This window comes from Arthrobacter sp. zg-Y1219 (assembly GCF_030125545.1).
Lineage (GTDB): Bacteria > Actinomycetota > Actinomycetes > Actinomycetales > Micrococcaceae > Arthrobacter_B.
Genome location: NZ_JASKLY010000001.1, coordinates 157792 through 174539 on the forward strand (window position 1 = coordinate 157792; position 16748 = coordinate 174539).

General features: G+C 65.0%; 20 protein-coding genes. 8 read left to right on the plus strand and 12 right to left on the minus strand.

Translation table 11 applies throughout. The annotated features are described in order from the left end of the window. Positions 1 to 55 precede the first annotated feature (55 nt). Positions 56 to 1222 (plus strand): isocitrate/isopropylmalate dehydrogenase family protein, encoded by a 1167-nt coding sequence (locus QNO00_RS00730; RefSeq protein ID WP_284023276.1) that lies wholly within the window; start codon positions 56 to 58, stop codon positions 1220 to 1222. Between the two features lie 4 nt (positions 1223 to 1226). Here the strand turns inward: QNO00_RS00730 and QNO00_RS00735 are convergent, their stop codons facing one another. Together QNO00_RS00735 and QNO00_RS00740 are read right to left on the minus strand one after the other, a co-directional pair. Next, positions 1227 to 2306, minus strand: coding sequence for a tartrate dehydrogenase (locus tag QNO00_RS00735; RefSeq protein WP_284023277.1), 1080 nt, complete (start codon positions 2304 to 2306; stop codon positions 1227 to 1229). 50 nt (positions 2307 to 2356) lie between these two features. Continuing rightward, complete coding sequence (locus QNO00_RS00740) at positions 2357 to 3340, minus strand: DMT family transporter (protein ID WP_284023278.1); 984 nt, start codon at positions 3338 to 3340, stop codon at positions 2357 to 2359. Between the two features lie 133 nt (positions 3341 to 3473). Between QNO00_RS00740 and QNO00_RS00745 the strand changes: the two genes are divergently transcribed. After that, complete coding sequence (locus tag QNO00_RS00745) at positions 3474 to 3719, plus strand: helix-turn-helix domain-containing protein (protein WP_284023279.1); 246 nt, start codon at positions 3474 to 3476, stop codon at positions 3717 to 3719. Next, positions 3712 to 4266, plus strand: coding sequence for a Clp protease N-terminal domain-containing protein (locus QNO00_RS00750; RefSeq protein WP_284023280.1), 555 nt, complete (start codon positions 3712 to 3714; stop codon positions 4264 to 4266). Before QNO00_RS00745 ends, QNO00_RS00750 begins: the two co-directional genes overlap by 8 nt. Before the next feature lie 23 nt (positions 4267 to 4289). Here the strand turns inward: QNO00_RS00750 and QNO00_RS00755 are convergent, their stop codons facing one another. From QNO00_RS00755 to QNO00_RS00765, 3 genes are all read right to left on the minus strand, one after another. Then, entirely contained in the window at positions 4290 to 4976 is a 687-nt protein-coding gene (locus QNO00_RS00755) for a hypothetical protein (protein ID WP_502862910.1), read from the minus strand. Positions 4977 to 4989: 13 nt separating this feature from the next. Continuing rightward, the gene (locus QNO00_RS00760; protein ID WP_284023281.1) at positions 4990 to 6138 is read right to left on the minus strand and encodes a zinc-dependent alcohol dehydrogenase; all 1149 of its coding nucleotides are present in this window, start codon (positions 6136 to 6138) and stop codon (positions 4990 to 4992) included. Positions 6139 to 6217: 79 nt separating this feature from the next. Beyond that, positions 6218 to 6544, minus strand: a complete 327-nt coding sequence (locus QNO00_RS00765; protein WP_229965859.1) for a hypothetical protein — start codon at positions 6542 to 6544, stop codon at positions 6218 to 6220. A gap of 129 nt (positions 6545 to 6673) precedes the next feature. Here QNO00_RS00765 and QNO00_RS00770 point away from each other — a divergent pair, with 129 nt between their 5' ends. Together QNO00_RS00770 and QNO00_RS00775 are read left to right on the plus strand one after the other, a co-directional pair. After that, complete coding sequence (locus QNO00_RS00770) at positions 6674 to 7366, plus strand: winged helix-turn-helix domain-containing protein (protein WP_284023282.1); 693 nt, start codon at positions 6674 to 6676, stop codon at positions 7364 to 7366. After that, a complete protein-coding gene (locus tag QNO00_RS00775) occupies positions 7363 to 8616 on the plus strand; it encodes an MFS transporter (protein WP_284023283.1) in 1254 nt (417 codons plus the stop codon). Before QNO00_RS00770 ends, QNO00_RS00775 begins: the two co-directional genes overlap by 4 nt. A 248-nt stretch (positions 8617 to 8864) precedes the next feature. On the opposite strand, the gene QNO00_RS00780 is transcribed toward QNO00_RS00775, so the two are convergent. Together QNO00_RS00780 and QNO00_RS00790 are read right to left on the minus strand one after the other, a co-directional pair. Further along, entirely contained in the window at positions 8865 to 9890 is a 1026-nt protein-coding gene (locus QNO00_RS00780; RefSeq protein WP_284023284.1) for an HNH endonuclease, read from the minus strand. A gap of 782 nt (positions 9891 to 10672) precedes the next feature. After that, a complete protein-coding gene (locus QNO00_RS00790) occupies positions 10673 to 11935 on the minus strand; it encodes an RNA polymerase sigma factor (protein WP_284023286.1) in 1263 nt (420 codons plus the stop codon). Between QNO00_RS00790 and QNO00_RS00795 the strand changes: the two genes are divergently transcribed. Beyond that, positions 11934 to 12359 (plus strand): hypothetical protein, encoded by a 426-nt coding sequence (locus tag QNO00_RS00795; protein ID WP_284023287.1) that lies wholly within the window; start codon positions 11934 to 11936, stop codon positions 12357 to 12359. The genes QNO00_RS00790 and QNO00_RS00795 overlap by 2 nt on opposite strands. Positions 12360 to 12396: 37 nt before the next feature. On the opposite strand, the gene QNO00_RS00800 is transcribed toward QNO00_RS00795, so the two are convergent. Then, entirely contained in the window at positions 12397 to 12837 is a 441-nt protein-coding gene (locus tag QNO00_RS00800; RefSeq protein ID WP_284023288.1) for a YciI family protein, read from the minus strand. On the opposite strand from QNO00_RS00800, the gene QNO00_RS00805 reads away from it, so the two are divergent. Continuing rightward, positions 12818 to 13108 (plus strand): hypothetical protein, encoded by a 291-nt coding sequence (locus QNO00_RS00805; protein WP_284023289.1) that lies wholly within the window; start codon positions 12818 to 12820, stop codon positions 13106 to 13108. The two genes, QNO00_RS00800 and QNO00_RS00805, sit on opposite strands and share 20 nt — an antisense overlap. A 273-nt stretch (positions 13109 to 13381) precedes the next feature. Here QNO00_RS00805 and QNO00_RS00810 read toward each other — a convergent pair whose 3' ends face one another. Then, positions 13382 to 13591: a hypothetical protein gene (locus QNO00_RS00810; RefSeq protein ID WP_284023290.1), complete on the minus strand. Its 210-nt coding sequence runs from the start codon at positions 13589 to 13591 to the stop codon at positions 13382 to 13384. Positions 13592 to 13844: 253 nt separating this feature from the next. Here QNO00_RS00810 and QNO00_RS00815 point away from each other — a divergent pair, with 253 nt between their 5' ends. Continuing rightward, positions 13845 to 14084, plus strand: a complete 240-nt coding sequence (locus QNO00_RS00815; RefSeq protein WP_284023291.1) for a hypothetical protein — start codon at positions 13845 to 13847, stop codon at positions 14082 to 14084. A 43-nt stretch (positions 14085 to 14127) separates the two neighbouring features. Here QNO00_RS00815 and QNO00_RS00820 read toward each other — a convergent pair whose 3' ends face one another. The 3 genes from QNO00_RS00820 to QNO00_RS17335 all read right to left on the minus strand — a co-directional run bounded on the left by QNO00_RS00820 (position 14128) and on the right by QNO00_RS17335 (position 16114). Further along, a complete protein-coding gene (locus QNO00_RS00820; RefSeq protein ID WP_502862916.1) occupies positions 14128 to 15297 on the minus strand; it encodes an IS30 family transposase in 1170 nt (389 codons plus the stop codon). Between the two features lie 66 nt (positions 15298 to 15363). Further along, positions 15364 to 15792 (minus strand): DUF5808 domain-containing protein, encoded by a 429-nt coding sequence (locus tag QNO00_RS00825; RefSeq protein WP_284023293.1) that lies wholly within the window; start codon positions 15790 to 15792, stop codon positions 15364 to 15366. A 37-nt stretch (positions 15793 to 15829) separates the two neighbouring features. Further along, complete coding sequence (locus QNO00_RS17335; protein ID WP_502862918.1) at positions 15830 to 16114, minus strand: DUF1648 domain-containing protein; 285 nt, start codon at positions 16112 to 16114, stop codon at positions 15830 to 15832. Positions 16115 to 16748: the final 634 nt, after the last annotated feature.

Below are 16748 nucleotides of genomic sequence, written 5' to 3' on the forward strand. Positions count from 1 at the left end.
GAGCTGTGTAGTGGGAGCGGGCAGTCGAATGCGTGCGGAAAGAAGGGAGCAGGGCATGCCTGAGCAGCGGGTGTACCGGATCGCATCGATTCCGGCAGACGGCGTAGGCAAGGAAGTCATCGCGGCGGGCCGGCAGGTGCTGGACGTTGTGGCGGAGCAGTCCGCGGTGGCTGAAGAACCGGGCGCGGCATCCGGGCCGGGCTCCCCTCCGGGCTTAGGGCCGCAGGGCCCCTTTGCTTTCGACTGGACAGATTTCCCCTGGGGGTCGGAATACTATGCCGAGCACGGGGTCATGATGGACCCGGACGGGCTGAACCTGCTGCGCGGGTTTGACGCCATTTACTTCGGCGCCGTCGGCTGGGAGAACGTTCCGGACCATGTCAGCCTGTGGGGGCTGCGGCTGAACATCACGCAGAACTTTGACCAATGGGCCAATGTTCGTCCGGTGCGGTTCCTGCCCGGCATCGAATCACCGCTGCGGAAGGCCGACAGGGTGCCGCTGGACTGGGTGGTGGTCCGCGAGAACAGCGAGGGTGAATACGCCGGACTGGGCGGCCGCAACCTGTCCGGGCGGGGTCCGGGCAATGAGGTGGCAGTACAGACAGCCCTGTTTACCGAGAAGGGCTGCGAGCGCATCATCCGCTTCGCCTTTGACTTGGCGCGCACCCGCGCCGTCCGCAAGGTCTCCAGCGTGACCAAGTCCAACGCCCAGCAGTATGGCTCCGTCCTGTGGGACGACGTGTTCAAGCGGGTCGCCCGGGACTATCCGGATGTCCGGACGGAAAGCGTGCTGGTGGATGCCATGAGCGCCAAGTTCGTGTTGCGCCCGGAAGACCTCTCGGTGGTGGTCGCCTCCAACCTGTTCGCGGACATCCTGTCCGACCTGGGTTCGGCGCTCGCCGGCTCCCTGGGCCTGGCGGCCAGCGCCAACCTCAATCCGGAGCGCAGGTTTCCGTCAATGTTTGAACCGGTGCACGGCTCGGCGCCGGACATCGCCGGGCAGGGCATCAGCAATCCGGTCGGCGCCATCGCCAGCGCCGCCCTGATGCTTGACCACCTGGGGCTTCCGGCCGCCGCCCGGCGCGTGGAAGCCGCCATCGAGGCCGTCACGGCCGCCGGAATCCGCACCCGGGACGTGGGCGGAACTGCCGGCACGGAGGAGGTCACGGCCGCGGTGATCGATGCCCTGAAGCTCTCCTCCGTACCGCCGGAGTCCGCCTAGGAGGTCAGACCGTGCTTCCGGACCCGATCCGGGCCAGGATCTCACGGGTGAATTCCTCGGTGCCGGCGGTGCCGCCCAGGTCCCGGGTCCGGACCGGCGAGTCGGCCAGCACGCCGAAGACGGCCTCGAGCACCTCGGCTCCGGCTTCCGGGTGGCCCAAGTGATCCAGCATCATGGAGGCGGACCAGATGGCGCCCAGCGGATTCGCGATGCCCTGCCCGAAGATGTCCGGGGCTGACCCGTGCACCGGTTCGAACATGGAGGGGTACTCCCGCTCGGGGTTCAGGTTGGCGGACGGGGCAATCCCGATGCTGCCGGCAATCGCCGCTGCCAGGTCGCTGAGGATGTCACCGAAGAGGTTTGATCCCACGATGACGTCGAAGCGGGACGGATTCAGGACCACCTTGGCCGCCAGGGCATCGATATGCTCCGAGTTCCACTGCACCCCGGGGTAGTCCGCTGCGCGTTCACGCACCAGCTCATCCCAGAACGGCATGGTGTGGATGATGCCGTTGGACTTGGTCGCCGAAGTCAGCACGCCACGGCGCTGCCCGGCCAGATCGAAGGCATAGTCCAGGATCCGGGTGACGCCCTGCCGGGTGAACACCGATTCCTGAATGGCCATTTCAGAGGGCAGTCCGCGGTTCAGGCGGCCGCCGATCTCCGAGTACTCGCCCTCGTTGTTCTCGCGGACCACCACAAAGTCGACCCCGGGATCGGTCAGTTCGGAACGCAGCGGGCTGGGAACTCCCTGCAGGACCTTGATCGGCCGCACGTTGACGTACTGCCGGAACTCGCGCCGGATGGGGATCAGCAGCCCCCACAGGCTGACGTGGTCCGGCACCCCCGGCCAGCCCACCGCGCCCAGCAGGATGGAATCGTGTCCGCGGATGGAGTCCAGCCCGTCCTCGGGCATCATGGCTCCTTCCGCCAGGTACCGGCGGCAGGACCAGTCGAACTCGTCGTAGGTCAGGTTGATCCCGTGGCGGCGCGCGACGGCGTCGAGCACGGCGCGGGCTGGAGGCAGGACTTCATGGCCGATTCCGTCGCCGGGAATCAGGGCAATGCGGTAATTCTTCGTCATGATGCCATCCCACGGTAAGGGAGGCCCAAAGTCAAAGACGGATGACGCCGTTAGCGGTGCTGCCGGCTGGCTTCCGAGTGGTTGGCGCCGGATGCGGGGAGTCGCCGCCGCATCGGAAGGATGAGAACCAGCAGCCCGGCCAGGACAAGCGCCGCACCCGTCCAGCCCGCCGGGATCAGGCGCTCGCCGACAATGACGACGGCAAGCACCGCCGCCACCACCGGCTCCGCCAGCGAGATGGCGGTCGCCGTACTGGGCAGGACCCGGGCCAGTCCCCAGCCGAAGAACAGATAGCCGGCAAACATCGGCACCAGCGCCAGGTAAAGACCCACAGCCGCGGTGGTCCCGGAGGCCAGCAGCGGGGCACCGGTCAGCGTGAGGACCGGCATCAGCAGGAGCCCGCCGGTGCCGAAGGTCGCTCCCATCGCCGCACGGGACGGGATTCCCCGATTCATCAGCCGGTGAGCGGTCCAGGAATACAGCGCGTAGGTGGCACCCGCCACCAGCCCCAGCAGGACGCCGGCGACGACGGCGTCCGGTTGCCGTTCGCCGTCGTCGCCCGCTGCCGCCGTGGCCTCCGCCAGGCACAGCAGCACTGTTCCGGCGATCGCGACACCTGCTCCCGCCACCCAGCGAAGGGTCATCCGCCGGCCATCAACGATGCGTTCGAGCACTGCCGAGGCCAGCGGAGCCGAACCGATGCTGACCACGGTGCCCACAGTGACTCCGGCCAGGTGCATCGATGAGTAAAAGGCCAGCGGATAGACCGCCACGGCGCCGCCGCCCAGGAGCACGGTCCAGCGGTGGGCGTGCAGGGAAAGGCGGGCGGCCCGGAGCAGGGGAACCGCGGTCACGGCTTGCAGCACCCCGCCGATTCCCATGGCGGCTGCGCCGATGGCCAGCGGACCGACATCCGGTGCGAAGGTCGCCGCTGTTCCGGTGGTGCCCCACAGCACCGATGCGGCCAGCACAAAGAGTGCCCCCAACATTGCGCTGCGGACCGGGGAAGGCTGGTGTCCGCGGGGCTCATTCATGCCTTCCATTCTGGCAGGCAGCTTCGGGCATCACGGCCGGCAGCCGGTCGGCGCCCCGGCCGGCCCTGAAGACGGACGGATTCACTTGGCAACAAGGGTTGACGCGCCGATGCCGTCAACCTAGGCTGACGGCATGGAACCAGAAAGTGACCTCATCGGCAACGGAACAAGTCGGGATCCCGCCGTCGGGCTGCGTGCGGTGGCGGCCCTGCGGCGCTTGGTGGAGCAGCTGGAATTCCTTCAGGTGCAGAACGCCCGGAGGCAGGGCTGGTCGTGGGCGGAGATCGCCGCCGCCATCGGAGTTTCCAAACAGGCAGTGCACAAAAAACACGCGGGGCGCGTGGGAGTGTCCGCGGAGAGAGGAGAACACGATGTTTGAACGTTTTTCACCGGCAGCCCGTGCGGCCGTGATTGGAGCACAGGAGCAGGCCAGGCAGCTGGGAGACCACGAAATTACCGCCGACCACCTTCTGCTCGGCATCCTTGACGGCGGGGACAATCCTGCCGCCAGGGCCCTGCACCGGCTCGGCATCGGGCATGATGCCGTGGCGCAGCGGGCCCAGGGGCTCGGGGCCGCCGACGCGCAGGCGCTCGAGGCCATTGGCGTGGATCTGGAAGCCATCCGCACAAGTGCTGAAGCCAGCTTCGGCCCCGGCGCCCTGGACCAGCCCCGGCATCGGCGTTCGGGCCTGCTGGGCCGGCGCAGCGGAGGACACATTCCGTTTACCGCTTCGGCCAAGGCGGTCCTGGAGCAGTCCCTGCGGCAGGCCATTGCCCTGGGGGACAAAGTCATTGGTGCCGAGCACCTCCTGCTGGGGATGGTGGCCGGGGACAACGACCTGGCAGCACGCACGCTCAGGGCCCTGGGCGCCGAGCCCGCACGGGTGCGGTCCGAAGTACTCCGGGAGCTCGGACGGGCCGCCTAGGGGCGGGCGGCGGCGTCGGGCGGCTAGGGTCGGGCGCAGCCTAGGGCCCGCCGTCGGGCGGCGGCGCGACTGAACCCAACCCGAACGGGCCCAACCCGACTAGGCCGGACTGACCGGTTCCGAGCTGCTCGGGCTGCCCGGGCCAGGACCCGGGCAGCGGCAAAGACGGCGGCGGCGGCCAGGATCCACGGTCCGGCCACGAACACCGGCGCCAGCGCCTGCCCCTTGAGATCTGCGCGCTTCTTGCCGAACCGGGAGGAAATTCCGTGACGGGTGAACTCGCTCAGGATCCCGGTTTCGGTGAGGGGATTGTCCGGGTGCAGGGTGAGGAAGGAACGCAGGTGGCTGCCGCCGGCGTCGACCCGGTCTGCGGCGATCAGGATGAGCCAGTGGGCCGCCCGCGCCTCACTGTATTTGTAGGCATAGCGGCGCATTGCACCCGACAGGCCCTTCAACGGAACGGAGGTGCCGAACACGGGGGTCAGGAACTGGTGCTCGATGGAACGTTCGCGCGGCTGCCTTTCCTCCTGCCGTTCCGGGAAGTCCCAGTGTGCGCCTGTCGGCAGGTCCATCCGTTCCTTCGGGACAGAGGGCCGGTCGCCGGGATCCAGATCGGCGCCCCAGCCGGGGATGCGCTGCCGCAACTGATCACTGCTGACTTTTCGCTGTCCCTGTCCGGCGAGATACGGCGTGCTCGGTGTTTCGGACATTGTTTCCTCGCCTTCAGTACGCGCTGGGGATCAGGAGCGGCTTGATGCAGTTATCGAGCTTGGCGGAGAACATGTGATAGCCCTCCGCTGCATGCTCCAGGGGTATGCGGTGCGTGATGATGTCGCTGGGTTTGAGGTAGCCGTTGCGGAGGTGCTCAAAGAGCCGCGGCCACTGCCGCTTGACCGGACACTGGTTCATCCGCAGGGTCAGGCCCTTGTTCAGGGCGTCACCGAATTTTACCGCGCTGAAAATGGGGCCGTAGGCGCCCACCACTGACACCGTGCCTGCCTTGCGCACCGAGTCAATCGCCCAGTTCAGGGCCACCGGCGACCCGCCCTGCAGCTTCAGCTGAGAGGCAGTGACGTTCTGGAGGAAGCTGCCGTCCGCCTCAGCCCCGGCCGCATCGATCACCACATCGGCACCGAGGTAATCGGTGGTCTTCTTCATTTCCACCACGATGTCCTCGTACTCGGCAAAGTTCCAGGTCTCCGCGTGCGCAAAAGTGCGGGCCTTCTCCAGCCGGTATTCCAGGTGATCGACGACGATGACCCGGCCGGCGCCCATGAGCCAGGACGACTTGGCCGCAAACAGCCCCACCGGGCCGGCACCGAAGACGACGACGGTGTCGCCTTCGCTGATACCACCCAGCTGGGCACCGAAGTATCCGGTGGGGAGGGCATCAGTAAGCAGCACCGCGTCTTCTTCGTCCATCCAGTCCGGAATCAGCGTGGGTCCCACATCCGCGAACGGGACCCGCACAAATTCGGCTTGGCCGCCGTCGTACCCGCCGCAGGTATGGGAGTACCCGTAGATGCCACCGACTGCGGTGGCGTTCGGATTCACGTTGTGGCAGTTGGAGTAGAGCCCGCGCTCGCAGAAGTAGCACGATCCGCAGTAGATGTTGAAGGGAACCATGACCCGGTCGCCGACGCTCAGGTGCTCCACCGAGGAGCCAACCTCATGGACCACCCCCACAAACTCGTGCCCAAAGGTGGTCCCCACCCGGGTATCCGGCATCATGCCGTGATAGAGGTGCAGGTCAGATCCGCAGATCGCGGATGCTGTCACACGCACAATGGCGTCATTGGGATGTTCAATCCGCGGGATGTCCTTTTCTTCGACCCGGACCTTGTACGGTCCGCGGTACACCATTGACCTCATCTGTCTCCCCGGTTTCGAAGCATGCTGCTTTTGAAAGCCCCTGATGAATTCACCAGACTGCCTCCCGGGCGGGAAGTCGTCAAGGGTGGCCAGCTGACGATTCCCTGTCGTCTCCGATGGGCGAGGGCAGCTTGCGTGCCTCTGCTGCCGCCGGGGGAGTTGAGGTGAGGAGCTCGCTGTAGACAGCTGCCGCATCGGCCACCGGCCGCAGCTCTCTCCGCACCGATTGCCCGCGTGCCACCGCAAGGATCAGGCGCACCGTCAAACCCACGGCGAGCGCGCCCCAGAAGCAGGTCAGCAACAGGTTCACCACCACAGCGGCGTCCCGGCCCGCCGCCGTCAGCCCCACGACGACGAGCAAAGCCGCCGCCCCGAGGACCAACGCCAGACTTCCGATTCGCCGCATACCTGCACCCCCTTTCTGCCGAGGGTACGCCACGACAGGGGCCTGTGCCTGGCCGTCGCCACCGCCTCTCCCATCCGGCGGTCCTAAACATCCCTTGCTAAAGCGTTCTTTAGAATGCACACTGTGGGCATGATTCCTGCCCCGAACGACAACGGCGATGCCTCCGGCCCCGACAGCCCCTCTACCTCGCGTACGGGGAGCTATGCGGCGCGGGCCGGGGAGGAGGTCATCGCGGATCCAATCCGCATCAGGGCCCTGGCCCATCCGCTGCGGCTTGAGCTGCTGGACTTTTTGGACGACGTTGAGCAGGCAACGGCAACAGAGTGCGCGGCGGCGACGGGTGAATCCGTTGCCAGCTGCTCCTATCACCTGCGCATGCTGGCCAGGCACGGCTACATCGAACAGGCCGGCAGGACTGGCCGGGAGAAGCCGTGGAAGGTTCTGTCCCGGGGGAGATCCCATGTGCCCGACCGAAGCATCCCCGGCTCAGTGCATGCACTCTCCACAATGGCGGCCATCCATGTGAACCGGCAGCTGGACCGCATCCAGTCCTGGCTCCGCCGCGCGCCCCAGCTGCCCTTTGAGGACATGGACGTGGCAACCATCTCCAACTCCAGCTTTTATGCCACTCACGAGGAAATCCGAAAGCTGCGCGATGACATCTGGGAGCTGGCCGGCAGATTTGACGGCCGCTGGCAGCACCCGGAGCAGCGCCCCGAGGGATCAGTTCCGGTGCAGCTGCTCACCGTCCTGAACGTTGATCCGGATGGGCGGCCGGGCGCAGCCGGGCAACAGTCTGCACCCGCGGGCGGCAGCGCATGAGCCCCGCAGCTTCCGGATCCTCCGTCACCGATATTGGCACCAACCGTGAGGCCCTCAGTCTCCCGGCGTTCCGTCGTCTGGCCCTGGCCTGGCTGTTCTCCAATTTCGGTGACTCCGTCCTGTACCTGACGGCGGCGATTTGGGTCAAACAACTCACGGGCAGCGACGCGGCCGCCGGTTTGGTCTTCGCCGCACTGGGGTTGCCGGCGCTCCTGTCTCCGCTGACCGGAAGGCTCGCTGACCGGTACCGCCGCAAGCCCCTGGTGATCATCAACAACATCTGCGCTGCCGCCGTCGTCCTGGTCCTGCTCGCCGTCCGCGATGCCGATCAGCTGTGGCTGGTCTACGCGGTGGTCTTCGTCTATGCGAACTCGTCCTATGTCACCGCTGCGGCGCAGTCCGGCCTGCTCCGCGATCTGCTGGCGGACCGGCTGCTGGCGCCCGCCAACGGCATCCTCAGCAGCATTGACCAGGGCCTGCGGATTGTCTCACCGTTGCTGGGCGCCGGCATGCTGGCGCTGTGGGGCATGGAATCCGTGGTGCTGCTCGCATGCGGGTGCTTTGTGATGGCCGCAGGCATACTCACCACTCTGCGGATCAAGGAGTCGGTTTTCACGGAGGATGGGGAAGAGACCTTCTGGCAGAGTACGACGGCGGGGTTCCGCTTCCTGGCCCGCCACCCGCTGCTTCGACCGGCGCTCGTCACCATGTCCATTGCGGTTGGCGCTGTGGGAGTCATCAATGTGACCATTTTCGCCACCACCGAGCAGGGCCTGGGACAGCCACCTGAGTTCCTCAGCGTACTGCTTGGCGTGCAGGGGGCGATGTCAGTCCTTGGGGGCCTTGCTGCTTCCCGGGTAATCCGCAGGTTTGGCATCCGGACCACGATCGCCTTTTCCGTGGCAGTGCTGGCTGCGGGCGTCCTCCTGACGGCGTCGCCCTCGCTGCCGGTTGTTTTCGGCGGCACGGTATTGCTGGGTATCAGTGCTCCCTGGGCAGTCATCTCCTTTGTCACGCTGCGCCAGCGCGAAACGCCCGCCCGAATGCAGGGCAGGACTGCGGCAGCAACACATGTGGTTCTCAATGTTCCCCAGGTAGCTGTATCGATGGCAGCGGCGGCGGTGATCGGCGTTGTCGACTACCGTGTGCTGATTGCAGCGACAGCGGCCGTGTGCCTGGCGGCCGTACTGCCACTGCTGAGCCCGCGGACCCGGGCGGAGGCGGCTACGGAGGGAACTTCGGAGCCATAGGGCTGCCCGCTGGGATGCGATCATCGAACAGGTGTTCGATCAATCAGCGGTGTGTTCCGAGGTGCTTTCCATGGGGATGGCACTCGACACGGGGCACTCCTGCGCTCGCCGCCAGTTTGCCAGTTGCCAGGCGCTCGCTGATCATCTCAACCAGCCGCTAAGTCATTCCGAGTGGCCATATCCGTTGATGGTCCCTGTCGGTGGTCGTGGCGCTGATGACCGGTACACATGACCAGTGGGCGTCCGCGTCAGCACAGTGTGCCGCCCCCAGTGCTGGAGGTTGGCCGTGAACGCTCCGGTATGGACGGTATGGACGGTATGGACGGTAGGGGCGGCAGGGGCGGTGCTGCCGGCGTCCCCGGTGTCGCCGGTACCTCTGATGATTCCGGTGCCTCGACGCCGCCAGTGACCACAGAGTCCCATCCCGGCGCCTCCTTGGCTTGGTTGCATGCCACGCACAGCCCCTGAATATTCTCCGCCCTGGTGAGACCGCCCTCTCGGAAGGGACGGATATGGTCATAGTGCCGGATTGGTGCACCGCACCACGGCATCCGGCAGACCTGGTCAGCCTCCCGCGACAGGGCTGCATAGACGCCAACACCCTGAGTCACGGGCAGCAAGCCGGTCAGATAGGTCATGGTGTCAGGTGCAGGGCGACAAGAGACATACCGTTCCGAGACGGCCTTTGCGGCACGGTTGACCACACTGTGCGGATCCAGGCCGTAGGAGAGGGCCTTGATCCTGGCGATCAACTTCGCATCCCCGAGCTGTTCAAGCTCGGCGAGGTTTCCGGCGATCTGCTCGTCCACACACTGCCGGTCCGGCAGGCTGAGGCAGGCCGTTTCCCGTACGAGGATCGTGGCCCGATATTCACTGATCACCCCTTGGGAGAGGGCATTCAAGGTATGGGGCATCTCGGTGGTGAGGATTCTCGCCAAGCCCAGCAGCTGGGTTCCGCGGCGGGGAGACTCCCGCCGAGCCAAACCGATCTGAGAGCCAATTCCCCGGCCGAGCTGATCAGCCTTCAGCCCGGCGCGGGCCTGGGAGCGACGGCTCGAGGCATCGAACGCCGCCGTTGCGCGTGCCTGTGCTGCCGCGACCGCTGACTTCAGGTCTTCCAGGGCACGGATTTCGTCGATCAGCCGGGCCCGCTCAGCAGCCTCCAGATCCACCAGCGCAGGGCCGGAACCTGCTGCGGCTCCCAATACGCGCTCGCTTGCGTCTGCGGATCCAGTGCTTCGGTTGCCGCCTTCGGCAGTTCGAGAGTAGTACATACGTTCGATTTTAGTCGCGAAGGCCACACTTTACGGCGTTCCGAATTACCGGACATCCGGCGAAAGTACCTGTTTTTTGGAGTCGTGAGACCCGATCTGCCACTGAGCCTGCAGGCCCGCCAGCCAGGACCCGCCGTCGTCGTTCCTGCCAGGAGGCGGGGGGACAGGGGACAGGGGACAGGGGACAAGGGTAAGGAACAAAGGCCAGGGGACAGGGCATGGGCACTGGAGGCGCACCAACTGTGTGGCTAAAGTGCAAACGTGGAGCCCTCCCATCGTCAACGGCTCAGCCGAACCTTCGTGTGGGTCGCGTGCGCCGCGGGTGCGGTGCACGCAGCCTTCAGCCTGTGCTGGGCCGTCGGCGGCAGGTGGCTCCTGGCCACAGTGGGTGCATGGGCTGTCGAGCGCGCAACCCAAGCTCCGCTCGAGGCGGGTCTGGTGCTGGGCGCCATCGGCGCGGCAAAGCTGCTGGCCGCCGCGATTCCGCCAGCGGTTATCTACGACCAGCTGCCGTGGCACCGGTTCTGGCGTGCCCTGAGCTGGATCGGCGGCATCCTTCTGACAATCTACGGGGCGGCTAACACCGTCACGCGCTGCGGTGCTGGCGGGAGCCATCCGTCCGGCAGGCGGTTACGACGCCGCCGCAATGGTTGGCCACGCCTGGCTCTGGGATCCTCTGTTTCTCGTGTGGGGTGCAGCGTTGTGCCTGGCCCTCTGGTTCTCCCGCAAGGAGCCAAGTGCCTTCCATAAACCAGTCTCTTCCAATCAGGGTCCCCACTGAATCAGCCCCCGGCCGCCCGCCGTTCCAGCATCTCGCGCTCGCGGACATTCTTGGCCAGTGCGGCGGCTGCGGCGAATTCTCCGCGCGCTTCCTCCAGCCGGCCAAGACGGACCAGCAGTTCGGCGCGGACGCCGGGAAGCAGATGCGACCCGCGGAGGGTCCCCTGAGCCACAAGCCGGTCCACGATGGCGAGGGCGGTGGCCGGCCCCGTGGCCATGGACACCGCCACGGCTCGGTTGAGCTCGACCACCGGGCTGGGCGCCACCTGCCCGAGCGCCTCATACAGCAGCACAATCTGCGCCCAATCGGTGCCGTCAAGACGGGGAGCCACGGCATGGCATTCCGCGATGGCCGCCTGCAGGGCGTAGCTTCCCCGCCCCCGGCCCAGCGAGTCGGCCCGGGCAAGGGCGGCCCGGGCGCGCTGGATCTGAGTCCGGTCCCACTGCGTCCGGTCCTGGTCAGCCAGCAGCACAGCAGAGCCGTCGGGCCGGGTCCGGGCCGAAAAGCGCGAGGCCTGGAACTCCATGAGGGCGACGAGCGCCTGGGCCTCAGGCTCCTGCGGCACCAGTCCGGCCAAGACCCGCCCGATCCGCAGTGCTTCACCGGCCAGATCAGGTCTGATCCAGGTGTCCCCGGACGTTGCCGCGTACCCCTCAGTGAACATGAGGTAGACGACACCCAAAACACCGCCGAGCCGTGGCCCCCATTCATTTGGTTCGGGGACTTCGAACGGAACCTTGGCGGCGGCAAGGGTTTTCTTGGCCCGGACAACGCGCTGCTGCACGGTGGCAGCCGGGAGGACGAAAAGCCGGGCGATCTGTTCGGTGCTCAGGCCGCCGACGACCCGCAGGGTCAGGGTGACCTGAGCCTGCCGGGACAGCACCGGGTGGCAGGCAGTGAACATCAGGCGGAGCACATCGTCGGGCACCGGATTCCAGTCCACGCCGCCTTCGTCCGGCATTCCGGTTGCCAGCACCTGGTACCGGTCTTCCAACCTGTCGGCCCGGCGCCAGGCATCGATGGCCCTGCGCTTGGCGACGGTGGTGAGCCAGGCTGCCGGATTGCGCGGCACGCCGGCCTGCGGCCACTGCGCCAGGGCCTCGGCAACGGCCTCCTGGGCGACGTCCTCCGCAAGACTGATGTCACCGGTGACGCGGGCCAACGCCGAGACAATGCGGGCACCCTCGATGCGCCAGACCGCCTCAAGGCGGCGGCTCACAGCCGCCGCCGGGGGAGAGGAAGCCTCGGGCTGATCCGTGGCCATGGCTCGCTCCTTCACCGCAGTAAGGACGCTGTGCAGGAACACTGTCTGCGTCTTCTACTATCCCGTCGATTCGAACTCAGGGATATCGACGGCAGCTGGAAAAATAGCGGCGCCTTCCACAGGCTGTTCCTCCTCCGCTGCACCGCGCTCTGCCGCCTGGCTCTGGATGCTGGCGCTGGCTGCCGTTTTCAGCCAGACCGCGATCAACCTGGCCCGCCCGGTCATCTCCTACAAGGTCCTGGCCCTCGGAGGTGACGCGGCGGCGGTGGGCGCGGTCTCGGCGTCGTTCGCTCTGCTGCCCGGGATGGCGGGACTGGCCGCGGCTCCGCTGGGACCCAGCGGAGCCGTCTGGACTTCCTGTTTGGTGATGTTGCTGAGTGCTGCCGTGAAGGCGCCCTCGGCGAGGCGGGGCAAGGAAGCCTGACCCGGGCTCGTCGTTGTGGTGAGCCGCCGCTGTTCAGCTACCCGTTCTCAGCGCGCAGCTTTTCTTCGACGTCGCGCCATCCCTCTTCCTTTTGGATGTACTCGTTGTCCGCGAAGTCGGCAAAGTCCGAGGCATCAGTGACCCGGCGGACTTCCAGCTTTGATCCGGGTCCGAGGGGGCAACGGCCCGCCCACTCCGCAGCCTCTTCCTTCGAGGCGGCCTGAATGATCCAGAAGCCGCTGAACAGTTCATGAGTCTCGCCGTATGGTCCGTCGGTTACCAGCGGCGGATCCTCGGCGAAGTCGACGACGAAGTTGTCCTGGGTTGCGTCGGCCAGCCCCTCGCCGGCCAGCAGGACGCCGGCGTTGATCATTGACTCGTTGTAGGCGCCCATCTGGTTGATGACCTCTTCCATGGGCAGCTTTTGATAGGCCGCCTTGGCCTCGTCGGTGGAACGCATGATGAACATGTACTTCATGGCCTGCTCCTTAGTCGCGGTGGGGGACACGCTGGGGGAAGCACTGTGCGTCTTCCACTATGTCGTCGTTCGGGGCTCCGGAATATCGACAGCGGCAAAAAACTGCTTAGCCTTCACCGGTCCGCGCGCCGCGGCCGCATCAGTTCTATTGACCAGGTTGGGATATGGCCGCGACTGCTCGTGGCTGCACCTTGCGGTAGATCGCAGGTCGGGAGATGGCAAGCAGTTCAGCCAGTCCGGCCTGGGCGTGCACACCTTTGTCGTGCAGTGATGTTCCCGGCGTCAACCCCGAAGGGCGCCAAGACATCCCACTGAGCTGTGGGGCCGTGTTCGTTAGTCGAGCCGCGTGCAATCTTTCGCTCAGACAATGTTGCAGATAAGGTGCCCTTACCGTGCATGTCACCGTACGGGTCTTACATGCATCGGCGGTGGCTATGGAATATGGAGCTTTGCAGGAATGCTGAAGTGCACGGTGAGGGACCGCGAAACGCGGCACTCCCTGGTAACGCTCCAGTAGTTGGTAACCCGAGGTACAAGCGCGGCCTCAGCCGTCCCGATTACGACGTCCCCGCTTCCGCTCCGTCAGCACCATGCTGATGAGCGCAGCAAAAACCACGACGGGCATGAGCCCCGTAACCACACGGATGAGGTCAGGAAAAATCAGACCAGTAATACCAAGGGCAACAACAATCACCAGCGCCGGCAACATGAAAGAAAACCGCAGATTCATGTCAATTCCGTTTGATTTCACCATTGTCTACTCTCTCCACTGCGTCGGCTCTAGTAGGACTGATCCCTCCGGGCACGTGTGCGAAAGCCTCCGTTCTTGCTGTGACCCTAGCGTACGAATCGCAGTGATACCTGGTGAAGTTTTCACATGCCCATGCAGCATCCAAGTGTCCGTAAGCCGACCGGCCTGACGGCACTGGAGCGAATTGCGTCCGTAGCGACTAGGCTCAACAGCCAAAGGCTGAACATCGCCGGCCCCTGGATCAGCGGGAGACGATTTGACTGAGAAATGGACTCATCCGACAGTGCGCCGCGGCACGATCTGGTGGACGATGCAGAGCGTTGCTTTAGGGGGACTCACCCTCGCGTTGGTATTTATCGCCCTCTGGAAACCCTCCACCGGAACGACTATCGCAGCCGTTGCAGCCCTCATCCTGGGGCCCCTTCTGATCTTCATGGCTATCAAACAGATCAAGACACTTCGCCACGAGTATCGATACTCCGATGAGGATCTGTAGCTCTCCAGTTAGAGGAGACTTCTGGTCCCGTAGGACGATCCTTTTATAGGACTGGAGCAGGGGCCCTTGCTGAGGGGTTGAACGCATCTGAGGAGGTTGCCCAGTCCAGTACCTTTCGTGGTCTTGTGTTGATCCTGTCTGCTATCTCATTGAGGTCCTGCTGGCTGAACTGACGAAGGTCACCGTTCTTGGGTAGATATTGGCGTAGGAGCCTGTTGGTGTTTTCGTTCGTTCCGCGTTGCCAGGGACTGCGTTTATCGCAGAAGTAGACCGGCAGGCCCAGCTCGGCTGTGAGCTCCTGATGCTCAGCCAGCTCGCGTCCCCGGTCCCACGTCAGGGACAGCCGTTGCTCAGCCGGCAGCCCGCGGAAGCTCGAGGTCAGGGCGGTCCGGACGACGTCGGCTTTGATTCCAAGAGGCAGCTGTACCAGCCGGACATACCGGGTCTTGCGATCAACGAGGGTTGCGATAGCAGATGGGCGTGCACCCATCACCAAATCGCCCTCCCAGTGACCGACCTCGGTCCGTTCTTCGATGTGAGTTGGGCGGCGGTGGATGGAGACCATGTTCTTCAGGCGTCCCCGGTTGCTTACCCGAGGGGCCCTCGGAATGCGCATCGTGCGTCCCGACCGCAGATGATGCGCCGGCCGGACCAGGCATCGCGCGAGGGCTTTGCGCTCAGCGATGTAGATGGACCGGTAGATCGCTTCGTGCGATAACCGCATCGAGGCGTCCTCCGGGTACGTGCGGCGTAGCCACTGGGAAATCTGCTCCGGTGACCAGTCCTGCCCCAGCTTGAAGGCCACGACGATGAGCAGCATATGGTTCACATCCAGGCGCTGCGGCTTTGGCCGCTTCGCCAGCAGCACCGCGCGCTGATCGGCGCTCACAGCACGGTAGTTCTCACGCTCGCCATTGCGGCGGATCTCCCTGGACACCGTTGAGGCCGCACGCCCCAAGCTTTCCGTGATGACGGCGGCTGAGTGGCCGGCGGCGATACCCCGGGATATTTCCTCCCTGTCAGCCATCGACAGGTGCCGATCGCTACGCTTCGAGGCCGGCAACCGGATACCACCGGACTGCAGTAGGAAGTTCCTCACCCGCTGAGTATTCGTACCCAGGTTCCTGGCGATCGACCGTAGAGAGTCTCCACGTCGCCAGTGTTCCCACAGCTGATCCTGCTGCTCAGCAGTGAACCCATAATCACGCACCATTCCCATCACTTTCATATCCGATCACGGGCGGTGCGTTGACCGGTTGAGACCACCAGCAATTTCGTTCTAGAGCGCCACGATGGTCCCTAAGACAAGTGGAAAGACAACAACGACACTCAGAAAAACGACGACGGCCGTGCGCCCCTTGGAATTACCCACGTTCACCGTCAAGCCGGTGCCTGTACCGGTGCGCTTGGGGACCAGGACGTGCGGATCCTCGGGATTGTTGTAGAGCCCGCCCACGGTCCAGAGCTTTTCCTCTTCCTGCTCTGCTGCAGTGGGCCGGATTCCCCTATCCAATGCGGTGCGGCGCGCCCAGCGTGAAGCGGCCGCGTAGGAGGCCAAGACGACTCCAAGGATCAACGCGGTTAGTAAAAGCGCTGGCCACAAAGGAACATGATCCGGATTCTTCCAACCTGCCACCGTCAGAAATCCGATAATGACGGCTAACAGGACGGAGGTGCCGCCCAAGGCTGCCACCGTACCGCGGATCATTCCTTCCCTGCGGTAGAGCCCCCACGGAGTAGCGTCCCTATCTGGGGGAACCATCATGGGCACCGCCGCGGCGATCAGAGACAGAAAGATACTGACTCCGGCCCCCCATCATCAAGGGGAAGAACACCGAGTTAAAGGACTTCGGGGACCAGGCATCAGGGTGCCCGCCTGCTCCCCAGTGGGTTGGAACTGTATCTGGAAGCGAGTCATAGTTGATTGCCCCGTAGGCGAAGCAGGACGCCAGGATAAGGATCGCTATGGGATGCAGCAGCCAGACCGGCCCGCGGCCGCGAGTGGTCGGTGTCTCAATGCCGGCAATCATGATGGGTAGCCTAACCGGGGTGGGGACCGATGCATAACTAGATCGATCCGGGCGCGTTTCGTAACGACAGGCACGTCTGCCATGCCATGTTCCTGTCGACAGCCTCCCGCCCCGGGTCGCGCTGGGGGATCGGCTTACGGGCACGGAGAGGTGCGTTGATCGGCACCTGGACCTTACGACAGAATGACGCGATGAGCAGCGACGGCGGGTGGTGGGACATCTTGGACACCGAGGGAACGCCGACCGGAGAGATCTTTCGCAGGGGTGCTGGGGGTGGCCGTCCGGATGCTTTCATCTGGTTGTCGCGGTCTGTGCAAAGCGTGAGGAAGGCAATTGTGCTTACCCAGTGTGCAGCTAACGAGTTCCCATTCAGTTGGGAGCTCCGTTCCCGCGCCGGAGTGCTCTGGCTGGTGAATCGAGCGCGAATGCAGCGAGCCGGGAACTGCGGGAGGAGTCGGGTCTAAATGTGGAGCCGTCGACACTGACACACCAATTGGCCGGTTTCGTCGAGACCTCAGCTCTCCTCGACTTCTACGTCACGCGCGAGGTCGAATGCGCGGCTGACGTTGCAACGTAGCGAAGTCATAGCGGCCGAGTGGTTGATGCCGGAGGTGATCGAACGGCGGCTGGCGGC